The 24497-nt window shown below is 71.3% G+C and carries 21 protein-coding genes; 11 read left to right on the top strand and 10 right to left on the bottom strand.

Going from position 1 to position 24497, the window contains the following annotated elements; translation table 11 throughout:
• Positions 1-470: 470 nt before the first annotated feature.
• Positions 471-1418, top strand: a complete 948-nt coding sequence (locus OG956_RS27725) for a hypothetical protein (protein WP_330340724.1) — start codon at positions 471-473, stop codon at positions 1416-1418.
• 65 nt (positions 1419-1483) lie between these two features.
• On the opposite strand, the gene OG956_RS27720 is transcribed toward OG956_RS27725, so the two are convergent.
• Positions 1484-1915: a Rieske (2Fe-2S) protein gene (locus OG956_RS27720; RefSeq protein WP_330340723.1), complete on the bottom strand. Its 432-nt coding sequence runs from the start codon at positions 1913-1915 to the stop codon at positions 1484-1486.
• A gap of 377 nt (positions 1916-2292) precedes the next feature.
• On the opposite strand from OG956_RS27720, the gene OG956_RS27715 reads away from it, so the two are divergent.
• Both OG956_RS27715 and OG956_RS27710 read left to right on the top strand, forming a co-directional pair.
• A complete protein-coding gene (locus tag OG956_RS27715; RefSeq protein WP_330340722.1) occupies positions 2293-3411 on the top strand; it encodes a LacI family DNA-binding transcriptional regulator in 1119 nt (372 codons plus the stop codon).
• On the top strand, positions 3408-4319 hold the full coding sequence (locus OG956_RS27710; RefSeq protein ID WP_330340721.1) for a carbohydrate kinase family protein: 912 nt from the start codon (positions 3408-3410) through the stop codon (positions 4317-4319). Before OG956_RS27715 ends, OG956_RS27710 begins: the two co-directional genes overlap by 4 nt.
• Before the next feature lie 162 nt (positions 4320-4481).
• Here OG956_RS27710 and uvrA read toward each other — a convergent pair whose 3' ends face one another.
• Positions 4482-7508 (bottom strand): excinuclease ABC subunit UvrA, encoded by a 3027-nt coding sequence (uvrA, locus tag OG956_RS27705; protein WP_330340720.1) that lies wholly within the window; start codon positions 7506-7508, stop codon positions 4482-4484.
• A 224-nt stretch (positions 7509-7732) separates the two neighbouring features.
• Here uvrA and OG956_RS27700 point away from each other — a divergent pair, with 224 nt between their 5' ends.
• The 5 genes from OG956_RS27700 to OG956_RS27680 all read left to right on the top strand — a co-directional run bounded on the left by OG956_RS27700 (position 7733) and on the right by OG956_RS27680 (position 11936).
• A complete protein-coding gene (locus OG956_RS27700) occupies positions 7733-8416 on the top strand; it encodes a maleylpyruvate isomerase family mycothiol-dependent enzyme (RefSeq protein ID WP_330340719.1) in 684 nt (227 codons plus the stop codon).
• 45 nt (positions 8417-8461) lie between these two features.
• Complete coding sequence (locus tag OG956_RS27695) at positions 8462-9118, top strand: MBL fold metallo-hydrolase (protein ID WP_330340718.1); 657 nt, start codon at positions 8462-8464, stop codon at positions 9116-9118.
• Between the two features lie 279 nt (positions 9119-9397).
• On the top strand, positions 9398-10282 hold the full coding sequence (locus tag OG956_RS27690) for an ABC transporter substrate-binding protein (RefSeq protein ID WP_330340717.1): 885 nt from the start codon (positions 9398-9400) through the stop codon (positions 10280-10282).
• A complete protein-coding gene (locus tag OG956_RS27685; protein ID WP_330340716.1) occupies positions 10279-11181 on the top strand; it encodes an amino acid ABC transporter permease in 903 nt (300 codons plus the stop codon). The genes OG956_RS27690 and OG956_RS27685 overlap by 4 nt, the downstream gene beginning before the upstream one ends.
• Positions 11182-11207: 26 nt before the next feature.
• Positions 11208-11936 carry an amino acid ABC transporter ATP-binding protein gene (locus tag OG956_RS27680; RefSeq protein ID WP_443065696.1) on the top strand — a complete coding sequence of 243 codons (729 nt, stop codon included), beginning with the start codon at positions 11208-11210 and terminating at the stop codon, positions 11934-11936.
• Between the two features lie 24 nt (positions 11937-11960).
• Here OG956_RS27680 and aroQ read toward each other — a convergent pair whose 3' ends face one another.
• On the bottom strand, positions 11961-12434 hold the full coding sequence (aroQ, locus tag OG956_RS27675) for a type II 3-dehydroquinate dehydratase (protein WP_330340714.1): 474 nt from the start codon (positions 12432-12434) through the stop codon (positions 11961-11963).
• Positions 12435-12643: 209 nt separating this feature from the next.
• On the opposite strand from aroQ, the gene OG956_RS27670 reads away from it, so the two are divergent.
• On the top strand, positions 12644-13915 hold the full coding sequence (locus OG956_RS27670; protein WP_330340713.1) for an MFS transporter: 1272 nt from the start codon (positions 12644-12646) through the stop codon (positions 13913-13915).
• A gap of 65 nt (positions 13916-13980) precedes the next feature.
• Here OG956_RS27670 and OG956_RS27665 read toward each other — a convergent pair whose 3' ends face one another.
• The 6 genes from OG956_RS27665 to OG956_RS27640 all read right to left on the bottom strand — a co-directional run bounded on the left by OG956_RS27665 (position 13981) and on the right by OG956_RS27640 (position 22211).
• A complete protein-coding gene (locus tag OG956_RS27665) occupies positions 13981-15081 on the bottom strand; it encodes a calcium:proton antiporter (protein WP_330340712.1) in 1101 nt (366 codons plus the stop codon).
• A gap of 44 nt (positions 15082-15125) precedes the next feature.
• A complete protein-coding gene (locus tag OG956_RS27660; protein ID WP_330340711.1) occupies positions 15126-16127 on the bottom strand; it encodes a TerC family protein in 1002 nt (333 codons plus the stop codon).
• Positions 16128-16349: 222 nt separating this feature from the next.
• On the bottom strand, positions 16350-18359 hold the full coding sequence (locus tag OG956_RS27655) for a TerD family protein (protein ID WP_330340710.1): 2010 nt from the start codon (positions 18357-18359) through the stop codon (positions 16350-16352).
• 61 nt (positions 18360-18420) lie between these two features.
• Positions 18421-18999 carry a TerD family protein gene (locus OG956_RS27650; protein ID WP_330340709.1) on the bottom strand — a complete coding sequence of 193 codons (579 nt, stop codon included), beginning with the start codon at positions 18997-18999 and terminating at the stop codon, positions 18421-18423.
• 154 nt (positions 19000-19153) lie between these two features.
• The gene (gene uvrB, locus OG956_RS27645) at positions 19154-21304 is read right to left on the bottom strand and encodes an excinuclease ABC subunit UvrB (protein ID WP_330340708.1); all 2151 of its coding nucleotides are present in this window, start codon (positions 21302-21304) and stop codon (positions 19154-19156) included.
• Positions 21305-21344: 40 nt separating this feature from the next.
• Entirely contained in the window at positions 21345-22211 is an 867-nt protein-coding gene (locus tag OG956_RS27640; RefSeq protein ID WP_330340707.1) for an MHYT domain-containing protein, read from the bottom strand.
• A gap of 282 nt (positions 22212-22493) precedes the next feature.
• Between OG956_RS27640 and OG956_RS27635 the strand changes: the two genes are divergently transcribed.
• Together OG956_RS27635 and OG956_RS27630 are read left to right on the top strand one after the other, a co-directional pair.
• Complete coding sequence (locus OG956_RS27635; RefSeq protein WP_330340706.1) at positions 22494-23363, top strand: glycerophosphodiester phosphodiesterase; 870 nt, start codon at positions 22494-22496, stop codon at positions 23361-23363.
• Positions 23364-23404: 41 nt separating this feature from the next.
• Positions 23405-23959: a methylated-DNA--[protein]-cysteine S-methyltransferase gene (locus OG956_RS27630; protein WP_330340705.1), complete on the top strand. Its 555-nt coding sequence runs from the start codon at positions 23405-23407 to the stop codon at positions 23957-23959.
• Between the two features lie 101 nt (positions 23960-24060).
• Here the strand turns inward: OG956_RS27630 and OG956_RS27625 are convergent, their stop codons facing one another.
• Positions 24061-24492 (bottom strand): VOC family protein, encoded by a 432-nt coding sequence (locus OG956_RS27625; RefSeq protein WP_330340704.1) that lies wholly within the window; start codon positions 24490-24492, stop codon positions 24061-24063.
• Between the last annotated feature and the right edge of the window lie 5 nt (positions 24493-24497).

Here is a 24497-nt window from a genome sequence, read left to right as displayed (position 1 = left end):
GGAGGCTTGCCGGGGCGGCGGGCGGCGGGCGGCGGGCGGCGGGCGGCGGGCGGCGGGCGGCGGGCGGCGAGGAGGTTCTAGCCGTCCGGGGATCGTCGCCGAAACGCTCAGGTCTCCTTGTCGACATGGTCAGGGTGCGGACGGGGGCCGGCCCGTGCGGCGCCGCGCACCGGCGCGGCGTGGGCGTCGCGCACGGGCCGTCCTGTCGAGCGGCGCGGGCGGGGTGCGCGAGGGGCCGACGGCTGCGGGATCCGGCCGCGGCGCCGCCGCCCTCCGAGGGCCTGGCGGGTTCCAGGTGTTGTCGGGGTCTGGTCAACACGCTTCAATGCGGAGGAACTCGGGGCCGTGCATCCACGCGTACCGGCGTGGCGTGCGCAGGCACGGGCGTCCACAGCGCCCAAGAGGTGGCCCCGGCACCAGCGCAGCGGTCTGACCAGCCGCAGCGACACCTCACAGAAAGGCGCCCCGGTATGCGGCATGCCACGGAGCACGCGCACCTCCCCACCGCGGAACTGGACACGGCCCTGCGGGGCGGCCCCTTCCATGTGGCGCTGCGCGCCGCGATCGCCGCGCGCGGGCTGCCGCTGCAGCGCGTCCAGCATCATCTGTCCCGGTACGGGGTGAAGGTCGGTGTCACCAGCCTGAGTTACTGGCAGCAGGGCGCTCGCCGCCCCCAGCGGCCGGAGTCGCTCAGGGCCGTGCGGGCCCTGGAGGAGATCCTCCAGCTGCCGGACGAGTCACTGATCCGGCTGCTCACCGAGGCCGACCAGCGCCCGACGGCCGGCAGGCCGGCAGGACGCTCCTACCGCCTGCTGACCGAGGCCTCGAACGCCCTGGACCGGCTCCGCGCCGAGCTGGGCTGGTCGCTGGACGGCGGGCTGCACACCCTGGGTCACCACGAATGCGTCCGCATCGGCGCCCGGCGCGAGCTGGCGGCCCGCGAGGCCCACCACATCGTGCGGGCCCACCGCGACGGCGTCGACCGCTTCGTCGCCGTGCACCACGGAGATCCCGGCTGCCGCCCGGCCGACATCAGAGTGCGGGCGCTGGAGAACTGCCGCACGGGACGGATCCGCTGGGACCAGGACACCGGCGTGCTGGTCGCGGAGCTGCTCTTCGGCACCCGGCTGCGCGCCGGTGACACCTTCCTCTTCCGGTACGGCATCGAGGACGGCACGGCCGGGCCCGCCCGGGAGTACCTGCACCGCTTCGCCATCCCCGGCGGCCAGTACGCCCTCCAGGTCCGGTTCGACGCGGCCGCGCTGCCGGTCCGCTGTCACCGCTTCGCCCAGCACTCGCCGGCGGCACCCCGCAGCGGCCGCCACGACCTGCCGGTCACCGGCCCACACCACTGCGTCCACGTGGTCGAGCCGCGGATCCGTCCGGGCATCGTCGGCATCGCGTGGGACTGGGAGTGAAGTCGCCCTCGCCGCGCGGCACTTGAACCGGATCGCTGCCGGGCCGGTCCGGCTCGGCTGTCCGGTCAGGCGCCCGGGCCCGCGATGATCCTGCCGTTCGCCGTCTTCACCGGCAGTTCCGCCAGGGGCTCGGTGGCCGGTGACTGGACCACCTTGCCCGTCACGGCGTCGAACTGGCTGCCGTGGCAGGGGCAGACCAGAGTGGTCCCCTGCAGTTTGTTGATGGGACACCCCGCGTGGGTGCAGATCGTGCTGTACGCCTTCAGCGTGCCGTTCCCGTCGCGGCTGACGATCACGTTGTGGTCGCGGTAGAGCTTGGCCCCGCCCTTCGAGACCTCGCTCTCGGCGCCGAGGTCGACCGGCGCGGCCGGGGTGGCCGCCGGGTCCGAGCCACCCCGGCCCGGCGCCGAGCAGGCGGCCAGACCGAGCCCGGCGGCCGGGACCGCGGCGGCCCCTCGAAGGACGGTGCGACGGCTCGCGGACGGTCGGGCGGGCATCTGGGACTCCACTGCTCAAGGGATGTGCAGGGCGACGATACCCGGGCAGAAGGGCCGGCCCCGGGGCGGGGCGGGGCGGGCCGGGCGGAGGGTGCGGGTCCGGGCGGCGGGGGAGGTTCCGGCGGTTGGAGCGGATTCGGGTGGCGGCGAGGTTGATGGTGGGAGCAGGTCCGGGCGGCGGGGAGATTCCGGCGGCCGGAGCGGGTCCGGCGGTAGGGAGCGGGTCCGTGCGTCCCGAGCGCAGAACCGGCCGGGCCGGCCCGCAGAGGGTGGGTGAGTGACGTAAACGCTTACGCAAGCGTTTACGTCAGGCTGGTCGATGGGATACCGTCCCGGCGCGGAAGGACCGCGCTCGGGCGGAGGAGAAGGGAGACGCGATGCCCACCATGGCCGACGTCGCGCGCAGCGCCGGGGTCTCCGTGGCGACCGTCTCCCACGTGCTGAACGGCACCCGCCCGGTGCTGCCCCACACCCGCCAGGCCGTGCTGGACGCCATCGACGCCCTGGGCTACACCCCCAACACGCTGGCCCGCTCCCTGGTGACCTCCCGCACCCGGTCCATCGGACTCGCGGTGTCGGCGATAAGCAACCCGTACTTCACGGAGATCCTTCAAGGCGTCGAGGCCGCCGCCCTGGATGCGGGCTACAGCCTGCTCATCGCGGACCCGCACGACGATCCCGAGCACGAGCGCAAGGTCGTGCAGCTGCTGCATGAACGCCGGGTGGACGGCGTGATCGTCGCCCCGTCCGCGCGGCCGCGTGAACTGGTCGGCTACCTCCGGCGGCACTCCGTACCGACCGTGTTCCTGGACCGGATGATCGGCGCGGACGTGCTGGAGGGCGCGGACGTGGGAGGCGCCGCCACCCCGGATGGGCCCTGGTACGACCAGGTCTGCGCCGAGAGCGCCGGACCCACCGCGCGTCTGGTCACCCACCTCGCCGGGCTGGGGCACCGTCGGATCGGCCTCGTCGCGGGCCTGCCCGGCCTCAGCACCACCGGGGAACGCGTCTCCGGCTACCGGGACGGTCTCACCGCCGCCGGCCTGGCCTTCGACGAGCGGCTCCTCGTGTCCGGGAACTCGGAGGCCGCCGGTGCCGAGCAGGCCACGGCCGCCCTGCTCGCCCTCCCCGATCCGCCCACGGCCCTGGTCACCGCCAACAACGCGATGACCATCGGCGCGCTGCGCGCCCTGCGCCGGCACGGCTTGTCCGTCCCCGACGACATCGCCCTGTGCTGCTTCGACGACTTCACCTGGGCCGACCTGTTCTCGCCCCGGCTCACCGCCGTCGCCCAGCCCAGCAGGGAGCTGGGCGGCGAGGCCGTGCGGGTGCTGCTCGACCGCCTGGACGACCCGCGCCGGCCGGTCAGGACAGTGCGGCTGCCGTGCACGTTCGTCCATCGCACGTCCTGCGGGTGCCCGGAGGAGCCGGGCGGGACCCGGGAGTCCGGGCACACCGCGTCATCCACGCTGTCGGAGAAGGGAACCACCTCGTGATCGTCGTCACCGGTGAGGCACTGATCGACCTGGTACCGCAGGGCTCCGGTGCTCTCGCGGCCCTGAAGCCGGCGCTCGGCGGCGGCCCCTACAACACCGCCGTAGCCCTCGGCCGCCTCGGCTCGCGCACCGCGTTCTGCTCCCGGACCTCGCGGGACGCCTTCGGCGAGGCCCTGCTGGACGGGCTGCGGCGGGCGGGGGTCGACGTGTCGCGCGTGCAGCGCGGGGCGGAGCCGACGACTCTGGCGGTGGCCACGATCGACGACGGTGGGTCGGCCGCGTACTCCTTCTATGTCGACGGCACCGCCGACCGTCTGTTCACCGCTCCGGCCGCGCTGCCCGCCGGCACGCGCGCGGTGTCCTTCGGCACCTGCTCGCTCGTCCTGGAACCGGGGGCGAGCGCCTATGAGGAGCTGATGCGCACGGCGGCCGCACAGGGGCTGTTCACCGCGCTCGACCCCAACATCCGGGCGGGACTGATCCCGGACGCGGACGCCTACCGGGCGCGTTTCAAGAGCTGGCTGCCCTCGGTGACGCTGCTCAAGCTGTCCGCGGAGGACGCCGAGTGGCTGGGCGGCACCCCGCGCGAGTGGCTGGCCGCGGGACCGGCGGCCGTCGTGGTGACCCGGGGCGGGGATGGTCTGACCGTGTTCACCCGGGACGGCGCGGAGTACTCCGTGCCGGGTGAGAAGATCGCCGTGGTGGACACCATCGGCGCCGGTGACACGGTGAACGCGGCCTTGCTGCACGGGATTTCGGCCCTGGACGCGCTGTCGGAGGAAGCGCTCGCCGCCCTCGGGGCGGAGGGCTGGACGCGGCTGCTGCGCTTCGCGGCACGCGCGGCGGCGATCACCTGTTCGCGGGCGGGGGCCGAGCCGCCGTACGCGGCCGAGCTCGGTGATCTGTGAGCGACCCCTCTTCTCGTCAGCCGCTTCCCTCTCTGATGTTGTCAAAGTGCGGCCGGAACCGTGGTGCGGGGATCTGCCGGACCTCGGAGCCGGGTGGCTGATGGTGGAACGAGCGGCGCCCCGCGGGGAGTTCCCGCGGGGCGCCGTTTTTCTGGTGATGTGTCAGGCCTTGCGGGCCCGCGTCGTCTTCTTCGCGGGCGTCGCCTTCTTCGTTGCTGCGGCGGCCTTCTTGGTCGCCGTGTTGTTGGCCTTGGCCGTCACCGATTTCTTGGCCGCCGTCTTCGCCGCGACCGTCTTCCTGGTCGTGGCCGCACGCTGCGCCGGCACGGTGTCGGCGTCGCTGATGCGGTCGGCGCCGAGGATCTCGCGCAGGAACTTGCCGGTGTGGCTGGCCGGGACCCCGGCGACCTCCTCGGGCGTGCCCTCGGCGACCACGAGACCACCGCCTGCGCCGCCCTCCGGGCCCATGTCGACGATCCAGTCGGCGGTCTTGATCACGTCGAGGTTGTGTTCGATGACGATGACCGTGTTGCCCTTGTCGACCAGGCCGCCGAGGACCTTGAGCAGCTTGCTGATGTCCTCGAAGTGCAGGCCGGTGGTCGGCTCGTCCAAGACGTAGACGGTGCGCCCGGTGGACCGCTTCTGCAGTTCGCTGGCCAGCTTCACGCGCTGGGCCTCGCCGCCGGAGAGGGTGGTGGCGGACTGGCCGAGGCGGACGTAGCCGAGGCCGACGTCCTTCAGGGTCCTCAGGTGCCGGGAGATGGCCGGGACGGCCTCGAAGAAGTCGGTGGCCTCCTCGATCGGCATGTTCAGCACGTCGGCGATGGACTTGCCCTTGTAGTGGACCTCCAGGGTCTCCCGGTTGTACCGGGCGCCGTGGCAGACCTCGCACGGGACGTAGACGTCCGGGAGGAAGTTCATCTCGATCTTGATCGTGCCGTCGCCCGCGCAGTTCTCGCAGCGGCCGCCCTTGACGTTGAAGGAGAAGCGGCCGGGCTGGTAGCCGCGGACCTTCGCCTCGGTGGTCTCGGCGAACAGCTTGCGGATGTGGTCGAAGACGCCGGTGTACGTCGCCGGGTTGGACCGCGGGGTGCGGCCGATCGGCGACTGGTCGACGTGCACGACCTTGTCGACCAGGTCGTCGCCGTCCACGCGCGTGTGCCGGCCCGGCACGTTCCGCGCGCCGTTCAGCTCGCGGGCGAGGTGCGTGTACAGGATGTCGTTGACCAGCGTGGACTTGCCGGATCCGGACACGCCGGTGACGGCCGTGAAGACGCCCAGCGGGAAGGACACGTCGATGTCCTGGAGGTTGTTCTCCCGGGCGCCGTGCACGGTGAGCTGGCGGGACGGGTCGCGCGGACGGCGCACCTCCGGCACCGGGATCGCCTTGCGGCCCGAGAGATACGCGCCGGTCTGCGACTCGGTGTTGGCGAGCAGCTCCTTCAGCGAGCCGCTGTGCACGACCTTACCGCCGTGCTCGCCGGCGCCGGGGCCGATGTCCACGACCCAGTCGGCGACCTTGATGGTGTCCTCGTCGTGCTCCACGACGATGAGCGTGTTGCCCATGTCGCGCAGCCGGACCAGGGTCTCGATCAGCCGGTGGTTGTCGCGCTGGTGCAGGCCGATGGACGGCTCGTCCAGGACGTACAGGACGCCGACGAGGCCGGAGCCGATCTGGGTGGCCAGGCGGATCCGCTGGGCCTCGCCGCCGGAGAGGGTGCCCGCCGCGCGGTTCAGCGAGAGGTAGTCCAGGCCGACGTCGACCAGGAAGCGCAGCCGTTCGTTGACCTCCTTGAGCACCCGCTCGGCGATCTTCTTGTCGCGATCGCTCAGCTTCAGCTGCCTCAGGAAGTCCGCGCAGTCGCTGATCGACATCGCGGAGACCTCGGCGATCGACTTCCCCATGATGGTGACCGCGAGCACGATCGGCTTCAGCCGGGTGCCCTCGCAGGAGGGGCAGGGCACCTCGCGCATGTAGCCCTCGAAGCGCTCGCGGCTGGCGTCGCTCTCGGCCTCGCTGTGCCGGCGCTTCACGAACGGCACCGCGCCCTCGAAGGGCGTGGTGTACACGCGCTCACGGCCGTACCGGTTGCGGTAGCGGACCTCGATCTGGGTCTTGTGGCCGTAGAGCAGCGCCTTCTTCGCGCGCTGCGGCAGGCCCGCGAACGGGATGTCCGTGCGGAAGCCGAGCGCGTCCGCGAGGGCGCCGATCAGACGGCCGAAGTAGTCCTTGGTGTGGCCGTGCGACCAGGGGTGGATGGCGCCCTCGTCCAGGGACTTGTCCTCATCCGGGACGATCAGCTCGGGGTCGACCTCCATGCGCGTGCCGATGCCGGTGCAGTCGGGGCAGGCGCCGAAGGGCGAGTTGAAGGAGAAGGAGCGGGGCTCCAGCTCCTCGAAGGACAGGTCGTCGTACGGGCAGTACAGGTGCTCGGAGAACATGCGCTCGCGCTCGGGGTCGTCCTCCGGGAGGTCGACGAAGTCGAGCACGACCATGCCGCCGGACAGGCCGAGGGCGGTCTCGACGGAGTCGGTCAGACGGCGCTTGGCGGAGTCCTTCACGGTGAGGCGGTCGACGACCACCTCGATGGTGTGCTTCTCCTGCTTCTTCAGCGTGGGCGGGCTGGAGAGCTGGATGGTCTCCCCGTCGACGCGCGCGCGGGAGTAGCCCTTGGTCTGCAGGTCGGCGAAGAGGTCGACGAACTCTCCCTTGCGCTCGCGCACGAGCGGCGACAGCACCTGGAAGCGGCTCCCCTCCGGCAGCTCCAGGACCCGGTCGACGATGGCCTGCGGCGACTGGCGGGAGATCGGCCGGCCGCACTCGGGGCAGTGCGGCTTGCCGATGCGCGCGAACAGCAGACGCAGGTAGTCGTAGACCTCGGTGATGGTGCCGACCGTCGAGCGCGGGTTGCGGGAGGTCGACTTCTGGTCGATGGAGACCGCCGGGGACAGGCCTTCGATGAAGTCGACGTCCGGCTTGTCCATCTGGCCGAGGAACTGCCGGGCGTACGAGGAGAGCGACTCCACGTAGCGCCGCTGGCCCTCGGCGAAGATCGTGTCGAAGGCCAGGGAGGACTTGCCCGACCCCGACAGGCCCGTGAAGACGATGAGCGAGTCCCGGGGCAGGTCGAGCGAGACATTCTTCAGGTTGTGCTCGCGCGCGCCACGGACGATGAGACGGTCGGCCACGCCGGTCCGCACCTTTCTTGAGAGAAGTGACAGGGGCGGGGCCCCCGTGCTTCTTCAGACTAGGGGGAGCCACTGACAACGCCGGTCGGATTGCCCGGTTGCATAACAACCTCCGGCCATCCAGCATGCCCGACGCCGCCTCCGACGATATAGCACGCACTTTCGATTCACGGACGAGCTTCACCACCTTCACCCGAAGGTGTGGCGGGGCTAATGTCAGGCACATGATTGATCACGCTCATGACCTGGCATGTGTACGTGACGCGACCGAACGGCTCCTCACCGCGGTCGCCAAACTGGACAACGCGTCGCTCGCCGAGCCGTCACGGCTTCCCGGCTGGACCCGCGGGCACGTCCTCGCCCATCTCGCCCGCAACGCCGACGCGCTCGTGAACGTTCTCGAGGGGCGCCCCATGTACCCGAGCGGCGAGGCGCGGGAGGCCGACATCGAGCGGGGCGCCCCGCGCCCGATCGACGTCCAGCTCGCCGACCTGCGCGAGAGCGCGGCCCGCTTCCAGGCGGCGGGGGACGCGCCGGCGGACTGGTCGCGCACCGTGGAGCTGCGCAACGGGGTCACCGACTCGGCGGCGCGGGTGCCGTTCCGGCGGTGGGTGGAGGTGGAGCTGCACCATGTGGACCTCGGCATCGGCTACGAGCTGGAGGATCTTCCCGCGGAGTTCCTGGAGCGGGAGACCGGGTTTCTCGCCCAGCGGTTCACCGGGCACCCCGATGTCGCGCCGACGCGGATCACGGACGGCACGCGCGCGTGGCTGACCGGGCGGGAGGCGGACGAGCCGGAGGTCGTGATCAGCGGGACTCCGGCGGATCTGGTCGGCTGGCTCGCAGGACGGCGCGACGGCTCCGGCCTCACCGCGGAGGGCACACTGCCGACGCTGCCTCCGCTGTAGGCCGCCGTCGGTGCGCGGGCGCCTGTCGGCTATAGGCTGATCTCCATGACGTACACCGGAGAGGTCAGGGTCGGCGGACCGGCGGATGTGCACGAGCTGAAAGACCTGATGATCACGAAGATCGCGGTCGGCCCGATGGACAACAACGCCTATCTGCTGCGCTGCCGGGCCACCGACGAGCAGCTCCTGATCGACGCCGCCAACGAGGCGGGCACGCTCCTCGGCATGATCGGTGACGACGGCATCGCGTCCGTCGTCACCACGCACCGGCACGGCGACCACTGGCAGGCGCTCGCCGAGGTCGTCGCGGCGACGGGCGCGCGCACGTACGCAGGCCGCGAGGACGCCCCCGGCATCCCCGTGCCCACCGACGTCCTCGTCGACGACGGCGACGTCATCAGGGTGGGGCAGGTGGAACTCACCGCACGGCATCTCGTCGGACACACCCCGGGTTCGATCGCCCTGGTCTATGACGACCCGCACGGCCACCCGCACGTCTTCACCGGCGACTGCCTCTTCCCGGGCGGTGTCGGCAACACGCACAAAAACCCGAAGGCCTTCGCCAGCCTGATCCACGACGTGGAGACGAAGATCTTCGACGTGCTGCCGGACGAGACCTGGGTGTATCCCGGCCACGGCAACGACACGACACTGGGCGCGGAGCGGCCGCATCTGCCGGAGTGGCACGCGCGCGGGTGGTGACCGTCCGGCGCGCGCCCCGTGTGAACGTTTCACCCGTGTCGGGGGCGCGTGCGCGCTCCCCGCGCGCCGTGTCACGCAGTCAACTGGTGGCAACCCCGCAGAGGATGACGGCTCCTCCGCGGCAGGGCCGCCGGTCTCCAACCCCGCCCTCGGCCGGCGGCCCAGGCCAACCGCCCGTGGCCGAGCCGCCGTTCACACGGCCGCAACACCCGCTCCCACTATGCGGACAGTCCTGGTCGTGACCTCGACAAACGCGCGGTTCGCTGCCACTCTCCCGGCATGCATCCCGCTCCTCGCGCCCTGCGCCGCGCGGCAGCCGCCGCCACCGTAGCCCTCCTCGCCACCGCCATTGGCTGCGCTCCGCAGCCCGAGGACAAGGGGTCGGCAACCCCGTCCGGCTCGGCCTCGCAGAGCTGCGCCAAGGGCAAGCAGGCCACCAAGACGTCCGGGAAGCTGACGATCGCGACGGACGAGCCGGCGTACGAGCCCTGGTTCCAGGACGACAAGCCCGCGAACGGCAAGGGCTTCGAGTCGGCGGTCGCCTACGCGGTGGCCGGGCGACTGGGGTACGGCAAGAGCGCCGTCGTCTGGCAGAGCGTGCCGTTCAACAAGGCCTTCGCTCCCGGCGAGAAGACCTTCGACTTCGACATCAACCAGGTGTCGATCAGCGCCGAGCGCAAGAAGGCCGTCGACTTCTCCTCCGGCTACTACGACGTGCGCCAGGCCGTCATCGCGCTGAAGGACGGCAAGGCGGCCAGGGCGACGAGGATCGCGGACCTCAAGGGCCTGAAGCTGGGCGCCCAGGTGGGCACCACGAGCCTCGGCTACATCAGCGACGTGGTGAAGCCGTCGCAGCAGGCGGCCGCCTACTCCAAGAACGACGAGGCCGTCTCCGCGCTCAAGAACGGCCAGGTGGACGCGATCGTCACCGATCTGCCGACCGCCTTCTACATCACCTCCGCCCAGGTGACCGACGCTAAGGTCGTCGGCCAGTTCGAGAACCAGGGCGGCGCGCCCGAGCAGTTCGGGCTCGTCCTCGACAAGGGCAGCGGCCTCACGCCGTGCGTGACGGCGGCCGTGGACGCCCTGCGCAAGGACGGCACGCTGGCGAAGCTGGAGAAGCAGTGGCTGTCCGACGCCGTCGACGCTCCGGTGCTCAAGTGACCGTCGTCGAGGAGGAGTCCGGGAAGGACTTCGGCAAGGACGACCTGGGCGACGGATACGTCCCGTCCGAACGGCGACTGGCACGCGAGCGGCACAAACGCGCGCGTGCCCGCCGTGCCACGGCGATCGCCGCCCTGTCCACCCTGGTCACCGGCGCCGTGCTGAGTCTGGTCGTCGTCAGCGCTCCCGGCTGGCCGCGCACCAGGGAGACCTTCTTCGACGGCCACTACGCGCGCGAGGCCTTCCCCAAAGTTCTCGAAGGGCTGTGGCTCAACGTCCGGTTGCTGCTGGTCTGCGGCGTGCTGGTGCTCGTCCTCGGCATGCTGATCGCCGTCGCGCGCACCCTGCCCGGGCCCGTGTTCTTCCCCCTGCGCGTGCTGGCGGCCGCGTACACGGACTTCTTCCGCGGTCTGCCGCTGATCATCAATCTCATGATCGTGGTCTTCGGCGTGCCCGCCCTGCGTCTGCAGGGCGTGACCGTCGATCCCGTGCTGCTGGGCGGTACGGCACTGACGCTGACCTACTCCGCGTACGTCGCCGAGGTGTTCCGCGCCGGCATCGAGTCCGTGCACCCCTCGCAGCGCGCCGCGGCCCGCTCGCTGGGCCTGACCAGCCGCCAGGCGCTGCGGTACGTGGTGCTCCCCCAGGCCGTACGCCGCCAGGTGCCGCCGCTGCTCAACGACCTCGTGTCGCTGCAGAAGGACACCGGGCTCGTGTCGATCGGCGGCGCGGTCGACGCCGTACGGGCGGCCGACATCATCACCCAGCGCAGCCTGAACTACACCCCGTACATCGTCGCGGGCCTGGTCTTCGTGGCGCTGACCGTTCCGATGACCCGCTTCACGGACTGGGTGACGGCCCGGACGGACCGGCGGCGGGCCCAGGGAGGAGCACTGTGAGCGGCACAGACGCGCCCGTGCTGCGCATGGAGTCCGTCCGCAAGACCTTCGGCGCCTCGCTCGTGCTGCGGGACGTCGATCTGGAGGTCGCCCCGCACACGGTCACCGCGCTGATCGGCGCCTCCGGATCGGGCAAGTCCACGCTGCTGCGGTGCGCCAACCTGCTGGAGGAGATCGACGACGGCGCGATCTGGCTGGACGGCGAGGAGATCACCGATCCCCGTGCCGACCCGGACGCGGTGCGGCGCCGGATCGGCGTGGTGTTCCAGGCGTACAACCTCTTCCCGCACATGACGGTGCTGGACAACATCACGCTGGCGCCGCGCCGGGTGCACGGCGTCACCCGCGAGGAGGCCGAGGAACGCGCCAGGGAGCTGCTGGAGCGCCTCGGACTCGGCGGCAAGGCGGAGGCCTACCCGGACCGGCTCAGCGGCGGTCAGCAGCAGCGGGTGGCAATCGTCCGGGCGCTTGCCGTGCGGCCCCGGCTGTTGCTGCTGGACGAGATCACGGCCGCGCTCGATCCCGAACTCGTGGGCGAGGTGCTGGAGGTGATCCGGGGCCTGAAGGACGAGGGCATGACCATGGTGCTGGCGACGCACGAGATGGGCTTCGCGCGGGACGTCGCCGACCAGGTGTGCTTTCTGGACGGTGGCGTCGTCCTGGAGCGCGGCACCGCGGAGCAGGTCTTCGGCGACCCGCAGCAGGAGCGCACACGGCGCTTCCTGCGGCGGATCGTGGAGGCGGGTCGGCTCTAGCCGGCCGGCCGCCCGCGCCGGTGGCTACGCCTCGGTCCGCGCCCCGCCCGCCAGGGCGGCCACGCGCTCCACGCCGAACACATAGCCCTGCACGCCGCATCCGGCGATCACGCCGTCGGCGCGCAGCGAGACGTAGGAGTGGTGCCGGAACGATTCGCGCTGGTGGATGTTGGAGATGTGCACCTCCAGCACGGGCATGCCGTCGCAGGTGTTGAGCGCGTCCAGAATCGCGACCGACGTGTGGGAGTAGGCGCCGGGGTTGATGACGATCCCGCAGTGGTTCAGGCGCGCCTCGTGGATCCAGTCGACCAGCTCGCCCTCGTGGTTGGACTGCCGGAAGTCCACCGTGCCGCCGTGCGCTGCCGCCGCCTTGGCGCACAGCGCCTCCACGTCGGCCAGCGTGTCCTTGCCGTAGATCTCGGGCTGACGCTGGCCGAGCAGGTTCAGGTTGGGCCCGTTCAGGATCATGATCGGGGCGTTGGCCAGGGTGCGGGGCACGGTTCCTCCGGTCCGTTCGGGGCGGTACGCCGACGACCGCCTGCTCGCACCGGTCTATCACGGCGGCCGCAGCGCACGGCGGGCCGTGTGCGCCGGTGGCCTCGGCGTACGCCGTGGTCGCCCGATCGCCTCCACGCGCCCCGTAACCGTTGATCACGTCGGCTGGTTGACGCGGCATGCAGCCTGTACGCGCCGTCAGCACCCCTTCGATGCCGAGACTGGCCGCCGCCTCCCTGGCGGGCACCGCGATCGAGTTCTACGACTTCTTCGTCTACGGCACGGCCGCTGCCCTGGTCCTGGGGCCACTGTTCTTCCCGGCGTTCTCACCGTCGGCGGGGACGCTGGCGGCGTTCGGGACGTTCGGAGCGGGGTTCGTGGCCCGGCCTCTGGGCTCGGTGCTGTTCGGGCATCTCGGCGACCGGCGCGGACGGCGGCCGGTGCTGGTCGCCTCGCTGCTCCTCACGGGTGCCTCCACGGTCGCGGTGGGCTGCCTGCCGGCGTACGGCACGATCGGCGTCGCGGCGCCCCTGCTGCTGCTCGTCCTGCGCTTCCTGCAGGGGCTCGGGCTCGGCGGGGAGTGGGGCGGTGCGGTGCTGCTGACCGTCGAGCACGCGCCTGCCGCGCGCCGCGCGCTGTGGTCGAGCTTCCCTCAGGTGGGGCCGGCGTTCGGTTTCCTGCTGGCCAACGGCATGATGCTCGCCCTGTCGGCGGCGCTGTCCGACGCGGAGTTCGCGCGGTGGGGATGGCGGGTGCCGTTCTGGGCGGCCGGCGCGCTGGCGCTCGCCGGACTGTGGCTGCGCTCGTCGCTCGCCGAGAGCCCGCGGTTCCTGGAGATCGACGACCACGCGCGCGTGCCGCTGGTGGAGGTCGTACGGCACCACGGGCGGCTCGTCCTGCTGACGGCCGGCGCGCTGGCCGTCGGATACGCGGTCTTCTACACGGTGACGACCTGGTCGCTGGCGTACGCGACGGAGCGGCTCGGGGTGAGCCGCACCGTGATGCTGACCTGTGTCATGGCGGCGGTGGCCGTGAAGGGCGCCCTCACGCCTCTGGTGGCGGTGCTCGGCGACCGTTACGGACGCCGGCCGTTGTGTCTCATGGGGTGCGCGGCCTGCGTCCTGTGGATGCTGCCGATGGTGTCGCTGCTCGCCACCGGCCGGCCGCTGCTGATGTTCCTCGGCATCCTCGGCGCGCTGCTCGCCTTCGTCACCATGTTCGCGGTCGTCGCCGCCTACCTGCCGGAACTGTACGAGACACGGGTGCGCTGCACGGGCGCCGCGGTGGGCTACAACCTCGGCGGGGTCCTCGGCGGCGCGCTCACCCCGATCGTGGCCACGGCGCTCGCCGGGCAGAGCGGGCGGGTGCCCTGGGCCGTGGGCGCGTATCTGACGGGCATCGCGCTGGTCAGCCTGGTGTGCTTCGCGCTGCTCCCGGAGACGCGGCCGGTGCCCGTCGCGGCGGTGGAGCCGGCGACGGGCTGACCGGGCCGAGGGCCTGAGCCGGCCGAGGGGGCTGACCCTGCCGCCGGATTGACCCGACCGACCGGCTAGGGGTTGATCGCCAGTTCCAGATACGCCGCGAACACCACCAGATGGACTCCGCCTTGCAGCGGCGTCGCCCGTCCCGGCACCACCGTCAGGGAACTGACCACCACGGTCAGCGCGAGCAGCAGCATGTGTGTCGGGCTGAGGCCGAGCACGAGCGGTCCGGACAGCCAGACGGAGGCGAGGGCGACGGACGGAATGGTCAGGCCGATGCTGGCCATGGCAGAGCCGAGCGCGAGGTTGAGGCTGGTCTGCACCCGGTCCCGGCGCGCCGAGCGCAACGCGGCGATCGTCTCCGGCAGCAGCACGAGCAGCGCGATGATCACACCGACGACGGCTTGGTGCAGGCCGGCCGCCGCCACGCCCGACTCGATGGCGGGCGACACGCCCTTGGCCAGCCCGACCACGCCGATCAGGGCCAGGGCGAGCAGTCCGAGGCTGATCCGGGCGGTGCGCGCGGACGGCGGTGTGGCGTGCTCTTCGGCGGTGATGACCTCGCCCTGCCGGGTGATCGGCAGGAAGTAGTCGCGGTGGCGCACGGTCTGCGTGGCCACGAACAGTCCATAGAGGATCAATGAGGACAGCGCGGCGAAGGTCAGCTGCAGGGAGGAGAACTCGGGCCCGGGCTTGCTGGTGGTGAAGGTCGGCAGCACCAGGCTGAGGGTGGCGAGTGTCGCCACGGTGGCCAGGGCGGCGCCGGTGCCCTCCGCGTTGAAGACCGCGATGCGGTGCCGCAGCGAGGCGACGAGCAGACAGAGCCCGACGACGCCGTTGCAGGTGATCATGACGGCGGCGAAGACGGTGTCCCTGGCCAGCGTGGAACTCTTGGCGCCGCCGTCGGCCATCAGGGTGACGATCAGCGCCACCTCGATGACCGTGACGGCGATGGCGAGCACCAGGGAGCCGAACGGCTCACCGACGCGGTGGGCGACGACCTCGGCGTGGTGGACGGCTGCCAGTACGGAGCCGGCCAGTACGAGGATCACCAGGGCGATCATCGCACCCGGCAGGGCACGGCCCCAGGTGAGCGCCAGGAGGACGACCGCGAGGACGGGCACGAGGCTCGTCCATGGCGGGGTGAGCGACCGGAGCCGGGTGATCATGCGGCGATGGTCGCAGAGACGTACAGGCTTCGCATGTCCGTCGATCAGGCGTCGACGCTGTCCTTGGCGGTGGTTTCGTCTTCGCTGCGTGCCGCCTCGACGGCCGCCTGCCTCCTGCCGGCTGTCAGGCTGGTGACGGTCGTGACGACCAGGACCGCGCAGATCACGCCGAGCGAGACCGGGATGCTGATCTGCGGGACATGGACGCCGGACTCGTGCAGCGCGTGGAGCACCAGTTTGACGCCGATGAAGCCGAGGATGACCGAGAGGCCGTACGAGAGGTGAACCAGCTTCTCGAGCAGGCCGCCGATGAGGAAGTACAGCTGCCGCAGGCCCATCAGGGCGAAGGCGTTGGCGGTGAAGACGATGTACGGGTCCTGGGTCAGGCCGAAGATCGCGGGGATGGAGTCCAGGGCGAACAGGACGTCCGTGGTGCCGATGGCGAGCATCACGACCAGCATCGGGGTCATGACCCGCTTGCCGTTCTGCCGGATCCACAACTTGGTGCCGTGGTACCGGTCGGTCACGCCGAACCTGCGCTCCGCGGCCTTCAGCAGCCTGTTCTCCTCGTACTCCTCGTCCTCCTTGCCGGCGCGGGCCTCCTGGATGAGCTTCCAGGCGGTCCAGATCAGGAACACGCCGAAGAGGAAGAACACCCACGAGAAGCCGGCGAGGATCGCGGCCCCCGCGGCGATGAAGACGGCCCTCAGCATCAGGGCTATGAGCACGCCGACGAGCAGGACGCGCTGCTGGTACCGGGCAGGCACGGCGAACTTCGCCATGATCAGGACGAAGACGAAGAGGTTGTCGACGCTCAGCGACTTCTCGGTGATGAATCCGGCGAAGAACTCACCGGCGGGCCGCCCGCCGCCGAAGACGAGGAGACCGAGGCCGAAGACTCCGGCCAGCGTGATCCAGACGACGGTCCAGATCCCGGCTTCCTTGATCGACACCTCATGAGGCTTGCGCCCGATGAGGAAATCGACCGCGATCAGGGCGGCGAGGCCCCCGATGGTCAGGACCCACACGGTCAGCGAGATATCCACAGCACCTCCGGCGTCACATCACGGCAAACACGTCAGCGTCGTCGCTGCCGGAGGTCTCTTCCACCCGCGTCGGGCCGGCGCCCCGGGACCGGAAACGGTCCGTACTGACGGGTGCGCCGCTGTCAGGGAGTACTCCCCTCCGTACGGAAGACAGTACCCCAATCACCAAGGAAAGGTAAAGGAAAAAGCAAAAGAAAGATCAAGTACGCAGGTCAGACGCCTTTACCTGTGCTTGGTCATGGCTCTTGCCACCTCGGTGAGAACCCGGTCCACGACCTGGCTGCCGGGCGGCACCAGCGCGGGTTCATAGGTCCAGGCGTGCCCCACCCAGGGGTCGGCGAAGTGGTCGTCGGGCAAGGGGGTGAGCCGCATCAGCGAACGCCACAGCGGGTCGAGCAGGGGGCCGTAGCCGGCGGCGTCCTCGCGGTCGGCCACCAGGAGGAGGTGGACGCCGACGTCCGGTCCCTCGTCCGCGAGATACCGCAGCCGGGTCACCGCCCGGTCGTCGAAAGCGTGCGGGAAGTCGTTGACGATCAGCAGCTGACGTGCGGTGCCGACATCGGCCGGCAACGACTCGGGCGCACCGCCGCGCACGGCCATCTGCACCAGGTCGACCCGCCGGGTGAGCCGCTCCAGCGTCCGCGTCACCCCGGACGCGCCACTCGCGGGAGGCGCGGTCAGCACGCCGGTCCGGGTCAGCGGGGCGAACGCCGCAGCACCTGAGCCTGCCGGGTCGATGACCTGTACGGCGAAGTCCCCCGCCGGATGCACGGCCAGCAGCCGCGCCGCGAGCGCCACCGCCGCCTCCAGCGCCAGGTGCCGCAGCTGGGCGGAGTCGGGGAAGCCGTCGCATTCCGCCGTCCGGCCGCTGTCGACCCACAGGCCGCGTTCCAGCGGCAGTCTGACCAGCAGCGGGATGCTCAGCTGCCCGCTCTCGGGCAGACGGAGGTCGCCCAGGCGCAGCGCCATCGGCGGCTCGGCGGGCACGCGGTAGCCGTGCCAGACGGGGTTGTCCCAGCGGGCGTAGGCGGGCGGAAGAGCGGGCTCGACCACCTCGGACTCGGCGGTGAGCTGGGCGAGGTCGCGGTCGAGGACGGCCCGTGCCTGGTCCACCAGCTCCGTCCGGCGGGCATGGGCTGCCTCCCGCGCGGCGTCGCCCGCGGCTCCGAGCCGGTCGCGGGGGTCGGTCAGGGCCTGGTCGAGTTCCTTCTCCAGGCGCGAGTCGGCGAAGTCGACCGCGCTGCGGTAGGCGGCGGTCGTGCGGGCCAGGTCCTCGAACATGCCCCACACCTGGTTGTAGAGCCGCTCCTCCATCGACCAGCCCACGGCGTCCCCCGCGACGGGCTGCGCGGGCGTGTCGCCGGCGGCCTGAGGCTCGGCGGGCGGTGCGCCGTGCGGGCGGCGGCCGGGGTGGGTGTAGTCGACACGGGCGCCCGGATCACGCGGGGCGGCGGATGCCGGTGCGTCGTACGGGTTCCGTGCCTCGTGCGACGGTGCCGAGTCCGGCTGCTGCGGGGTGTGCGAGGGTGGCGGGCCGGCCGCGGGTGTCTCCTGCGGCCGGGGCGCCCGGGTGTCGTCCGGCCTTGGGGCCGGGGTGACGCGCGCGGTGCGGGCTGCCGTCTCGTGCGGTGACGTTTCCCGCGGCGGAGGGACGGCGGACGGTGCCGGTGACGCGCCGGACCCGCCGGGGTCCGCCGCCTCGTGGGCTGCGGCCGCGAGGTCGGCTGCCCCGTACAGGCCCTGGTCGGCGAGGAGTGCCGTGAGCCCGGCCGCATAGCCCTGGCCCACCGCGCGCACCTTCCAGGCGCCCTGTCTGCGGTACAGCTCCAGGGCGAACACGGCCGTCTCGCTGTCGAGGCCGGTGAGGGTGTAGCAGGCGAGTTCGGCGCCGTCCGGGGTCTCGACCGTGGTGTGCGGGGCGGCTACGGCGCCGAACCGGAGCGGTGCCCCGGCCCCGGTGGGCAGGGCGAGGAAGACGTGGACGCGGTGCACGGCCTCGGGCAGGGCGCCCAGGTCGACGGCCAGCCGGTGTTCGCCGGCGGCATGCCGGGGCGTCTCGACGCCGGGCAGAGCGGGGGCGCCGGGGTGGGCGACCCACGGGGGGCCGTGCACCGTGCCGTTCTCGTCGCTGAGCGTGGCTCCGGCCAGGACCGGCGTCGCGGCCGAGATCCGGATCGTCAGCCGGCCCTGGGACAGCGGGTGGTTCTGCCCCCGCACCAGCTCGGCCGTCATCGCCGTCGCCCCCGTCCGTCGTGTCGTGCCGTCGTGCGCCCCGCCGGTCGAGCGGGCGGTCCTACAGGTGCTGCTGGATCGCCGGCATCAGGTCCTGGAACGTACGGCCGTTCGCCGGGGTGCCGAGGGCGGTCATCGTCCAACCGGAGGCCGCGCGGTGCACCTTGGCCATGATCTGGGCGGTGTAGTCGCCGCCTCCGTCCAGCGTGTAGCGGGCCAGTTCCTGGCCGTTGGTCTCGTCCACGAGGCGGCAGAACGCGTTCTGCACCTCCTGGAAGGTCTGGCCCGTGAAGGAGTTCACGGTGAAGACGATCTGGTCGACGTGGACCGGGACGCGCTGCAGGTCCACCAGGATCGCCTCGTCGTCACCGCCCTGGCCGACGCCGCCGACGAGGTTGTCGCCGGTGTGGCGGACGGAGCCGTCGTCGCTCACCAGGTGGCGGAAGAAGACGACATCGACCGGCTGGCTGCCGGCGAACAGGACGGCCGAGGCGTCCAGGTCGATCTCCCGCGTGCGGGAGCCGAACAGGCCCCGCCGCTTCGCCGCCTGCCAGCCGAGCCCCATGCGGACCGCGGTCAGGGTGGCCCCGTCCTTCTTCTCCAGGCTGATGGCCTGACCCTTGCTCAAGTTGACGGACACCGCTGAATCCCCTCTCGAAGGTCCCCTGTTGCCGCGCAGCGCGCGGTTGCCAAGAACCCTACGCAGGGGCGCCGACAGTGCCGAACCCCGGCCCGCGCTTTGTGTCGGTGTTGCAACACTTGCGCGTATGCCGAGGTCCGGCGGGCGGCGGGGGTCAGGCGAGGCCGGCTTCCCGCATCTGGCGCAGCTCCTTCTTCATCTCCGAGACCTCGTCACGCAGCCGGGCCGCGATCTCGAACTGCAGCTCCGCGGCGGCGGCGCGCATGCGCTCGGTCATCTCCTCGATCTGCTCGGCGAGTTCGGCCGCAGGACGGTCCGTGGGGACCGTGGCCGCCGCCTTGCCCTTGGTGGCGGCCTTGCCGGCCTTCGCTCCCTTGGCCGTCTTGTCGCCCAGCGCCGGGACGGGCGCCTTGGCGCCCCTGCCGTCCTTGGACTTGCGGTAGCCGGAGCCGAGGAGCTGCTCGGTGTCGACCTCCTCGCGGGCGATCTGCGCGACGATGTCGTTGATCTTCTTGCGCAGCGGCTGCGGGTCGATGCCCTTGGCCTTGTTGTAGGCGATCTGCTTCTCCCGGCGGCGGTTGGTCTCCTCGATGGCCTTCTCCATCGCCGGGGTGATCTTGTCGGCGTACATGTGGACCTGGCCGGAGACGTTGCGCGCCGCGCGGCCGATGGTCTGGATCAGCGAGGTCCCCGAGCGCAGGAAGCCCTCCTTGTCGGCGTCCAGGATCGCCACCAGGGACACCTCGGGCAGGTCGAGGCCCTCCCGGAGCAGGTTGATGCCGACCAGGACGTCGAACTCGCCGGAGCGCAGCTCGCGCAGCAGCTCCACGCGGCGCAGGGTGTCGACGTCGCTGTGCAGATAGCGCACCTGGATGCCGAGCTCCAGGAAGTAGTCGGTCAGGTCCTCGGCCATCTTCTTGGTGAGGGTGGTGACGAGGACGCGCTCGTCCTTCTCGGTGCGCTTGCGGATCTCGTGCACCAGGTCGTCGATCTGGCCCTCGGTGGGCTTGACCACGACCTCCGGGTCGACCAGGCCGGTCGGGCGGATGATCTGCTCGACGACGCCGTCGGAGCGCGACAGCTCGTACGGGCCCGGGGTGGCCGACAGATAGACGGTCTGGCCGATGCGCTCCTGGAACTCCTCCCACTTCAGGGGGCGGTTGTCCAGCGCGGAGGGCAGACGGAAGCCGTGTTCCACGAGGGTGCGCTTGCGGGAGGCGTCGCCCTCGTACATGGCGCCGATCTGCGGGACGGTGACGTGCGACTCGTCGATGACGAGCAGGAAGTCGTCGGGGAAGTAGTCCAGGAGGGTGTTGGGCGGGGAACCGGGCAGCCGGCCGTCGAAGTGCATCGAGTAGTTCTCCACGCCGGAGCAGGTGCCGATCTGGCGGAGCATCTCGATGTCGTACGTGGTGCGCATCCGCAGCCGCTGGGCCTCCAGGAGCTTGCCCTGCTTCTCCAGCTCGGCCAGGCGCTCCCCCAGCTCCTTCTCGATGTCGTTGATGGCCCGCTCCATGCGCTCGGGGCCGGCGACGTAGTGGGAGGCGGGGAAGACGTACAGCTGCTGGTCGTCGCTGATGATCTCGCCGGTGAGCGGGTGCAGCGTGGACAGCGCCTCGATCTCGTCGCCGAACATCTCGATGCGGACGGCCAGCTCCTCGTAGACCGGGAAGATCTCGATGGTGTCGCCGCGGACCCGGAAGGTGCCGCGGGAGAAGGCCATGTCGTTGCGGGTGTACTGGATGTCCACGAAGCGGCGCAGCAGCTCGTCCCGGTCGATCTCGTCGCCGACCCTGAGGGGGACCATCCGGTCCACGTACTCCTGCGGCGTACCGAGGCCGTAGATGCAGGACACCGAGGCCACCACGACGACGTCACGGCGGGTGAGCAGCGAGTTCGTGGCCGAGTGGCGCAGCCGCTCGACCTCCTCGTTGATCGAGGAGTCCTTCTCGATGTACGTGTCCGACTGGGGGACGTAGGCCTCGGGCTGGTAGTAGTCGTAGTACGAGACGAAGTACTCGACCGCGTTGTTCGGCAGCAGCTCGCGGAACTCGTTGGCCAGCTGGGCGGCCAGCGTCTTGTTCGGCGCCATCACGAGCGTGGGGCGCTGGAGCTTCTCGATCATCCACGCCGTGGTGGCGGACTTGCCGGTGCCGGTCGCGCCCAGCAGGACGACGTCCTTCTCGCCTGCCTGGATGCGCCGGGCCAGCTCGGCGATGGCCGCCGGCTGGTCGCCGCTGGGCTGGTAGGGGCTGACGACCTCGAAGGGCGCCACCGTGCGTTCGATGTGGGATACGGGCCGCATGCCATCCACCGTACGACCCCGCACTGACAACGGGCCCGGATCAGCGGTTCTGCGGGGTCCGGGAGGCGTGCTGCTCGGGCTGGTGCACCTCGTGCAGGACGGTACGGCGGGGCGGGTGGGAGGAGACGGCGGCGGCCGGGACGCCCGGTTTGTGCTCGACGGGCCCGGGGGCGGCCCGGCCCGCGATCATCAGCGGGTCGAAGATCACGACGATGCCCGCGAGGAGCAGGAAGGCGAGCGGGCCGATCAGCATCGGCGCGAGCACGGACGGCTCGGGCGCGCCTCCGGCGGTGTGGGAGGCGCCGTCGAGGTGGACGCCGAGGGCCGCCATGCCCGTGTAGTGCATGCCGCTGACCGCGAGCCCCATCACCAGGCTCGCCCCCACGCTCCACGTGAAGCCGCGCACCCGCCCGGCGGCCCACAGAGCGGCGGTGGCGGCCACGACCGCTATGACGACGGACGCGACGACGGTGGGCGTGTTGTAGGTGAACCGCCCATGGAAACGCGCACCGGCCATGCCCAGGTAGTGCATCGAGGCGACACCCAGACCGGTGATCGTGCCGCCGGTGAACAGGGCGGTGCCGGTGGCGCCCCGGTAGCCGACGATGAAGATCCCGATCCCGACCATGACGATGGCGAGACCGAGGCTCGCATAGGTGGTCGACGTGTCGTAGTGGATCGGCGTCTCCTTGATGGCGAAGCCCATCATGGCGACGAAGTGCATGGTCCAGATGCCCGAGCCGATCGCGGCCGAGCCGAGGGCCAGCCAGGCGGGCCGCCAGGAGTGCGTGACCAGCAGGGACCGGGTGGTGCAGCGCAGGCCGAGGGCGCCACCGAGGCAGGCCATCAGATAGGCCACCAACGGGGTGACGGCCCCGTAGCTGAATCCGTCGACCGTGCCTTGCATCCGCGGCTGCCCTTCCGCCCTCTTGCGTCCCGGAATCCATTGAAATTGTCCCCCGTCCCAGGACCGCCGGGGCGGTCAGGGCTGTCGCAGAGAGTATGACCCCGACCGGAATGGTCGAACGATGTTCCGGCAAAGAAACACGGCCTTGCCTCAGTTGTGCGGTACCGGTGTGCGGAATCGGGACAGACTCATTCCGCATGTGGCCGTAGTGGGCGCGGTGCCGCGGACCGTCTGCTGTCAGGCTGGTTGCCGTCCGTTATTCGTTCGACGCGAGGAGTGTGCATGCACGTGCGCGTAGTTGCCGTCGCGGTCGCCTCGGTCCTGGGGACGGCGGCCCTGCTGAACCCCATCTCCGACGCCCGGGCGCGCGACGTCGGCGAACCGACGGTGATCGCCCACCGAGGTGCCTCCGCCTACGCTCCCGAGAACACGCTGGCCTCGATCGACAAGGCCGCACGGCTGGGCTTCTCCTGGGTCGAGAACGACGTCCAGCGCACCAGGGACGGCAAGCTGGTCGTCATCCACGACGACAGCCTGCGGCGCACCACCAACGTGGAGAAGCTCTTCCCGGGCCGGGCCCCGTGGAAGGTGAAGGACTTCACCGCGGCCGAGATCGCCCGGCTGGACGCGGGCAGCTGGTACTCCCCCGCGTACGCGGGCACGCGCGTGCCGACCCTGAAGCAGTACATGCGCCGGGTCGAGCACAACCACGAGAAGCTGCTCCTGGAGATCAAGAATCCGGAGCTCTATCCCGGCATCGAGCAGCAGACCCTGAAGCTCCTCGGCCACGAGGGCTGGCTGGACCGCGGGCATCTGAAGCGGCTGATCGTGCAGAGCTTCAGCGTCGGCAGCATCCGCACGGTCCACGAGCTGAAGCCCGCGGTCACCACCGCCCTCCTCGGGTCGCCCACTGCGGCGCAGCTGCGCAGGGACGCGCCCTTCACCGATCTCGTCAACCCGTCGTACGGATCGCTCACCAAGAAGTACGTCGCCGCCGCACACGCGCTGCGCGGAGCGCACGGCAGGCCGCTGCGGGTGTTCGCCTGGACGGTGAACGACGCGGTCACCGCGCGCAAGGTCGCCGGCTGCGGCGTCGACGGGATCATCACCAACAAGCCGGACGTGGTGCGGGCGGCACTCGGTTCGTACTGAGCGCGGCGGGCGTTGTCAGTGGCGGGCCGTACCGTGGCCGCATGGACAGCCATGGGCAGGATGAGCAGCAGGTCGTGTGGGCGGTGGTGCGCTCGGAGATCGGGCCGCTGATGCTGGCGGCGACTTCCGACGGCCTGGTCAACGTCGTCTTCCACGCCACGGAAGCGGTGCGGGACCGTGCCCTGAAGCGCCTGGCCGCCCGGCTGGGCGCCGCTCCCGTCGAGGATCCCGGCGCGCCGGTGCTGGCGGAGGCGATACGCCAGCTGCGGGCCTACTTCGCGGGCGAGCGGCACGACTTCGACCTGCCGCTGGACTGGTCGCTGATCTCCGGCTTCAACCGGCAGGTGCTGCGGGAGCTGGCGGCCGGGGTGCCGTACGGCACGGTGGTGGGGTACGGCGATCTGGCCGGGCGGGTCGGGCAGCCGGGTGGTGCGCAGGCGGTCGGCGCGGCGATGGGCGCCAATCCGCTGCCGGTGGTCGTGCCGTGTCACCGGGTGGTGGAGAGCGACGGCGGGATCGGCGGCTTCGGGGGCGGGCTGGAGACCAAGCGGAAGCTCCTCGCCCTGGAGGGAGTGCTGCCCGAGCCGCTGTTCTGACCCGGCCCGCCCATGGATCCGTGACCGGCCGGCCCGCGCGCCTGCGACGGGCCCGGCCCGGGCTTCTCCGCCACCCTGCCCACTCGTCTGCGGCTGCCCGGCTAGCCGTCGTAGTGCCGTGCCTCGAAGACGTTGCCGTCGGGGTCCCGGAAGTAGAAGCTGCGCGTGGCGTTGCCGCGGGCGCCGGACAGGTCGCGGTCGATGTACGACACGGTGACTCCGTGCTCCTGCAGGCGGGCGCGGAGGGCGTCGAAGGCGTCGGCCGGCAGGGACAGGCAGATGTGGTTGACGGGGTGGCCCGCGCTCTCGGCCGCACCGGGGAGCATCTTCATGCGCGGGGCGAAGCCGAGCGGGGCGAGGTCGAGGATGGTCTCCTCGTTGACCCGCACGGAGGGGAAGGCCGCCTTGCCCTCGGCGAACTCCGCGACCTTGATCGGCTCCAGGCCCACGGCCGTCTCGTAGAAGCCGGCCGCGGCGACCGGATCGGCCACCCACAGGACGACGTGGTCGAGGCGCATGCTGGTGTTCGTCATGCGCC

The sequence above is a fragment of the Streptomyces sp. NBC_00557 genome, from assembly GCF_036345995.1.
In the GTDB taxonomy this organism is placed as follows: domain Bacteria; phylum Actinomycetota; class Actinomycetes; order Streptomycetales; family Streptomycetaceae; genus Streptomyces.
This window is presented reverse-complemented; position numbering and strand designations above follow the sequence as displayed.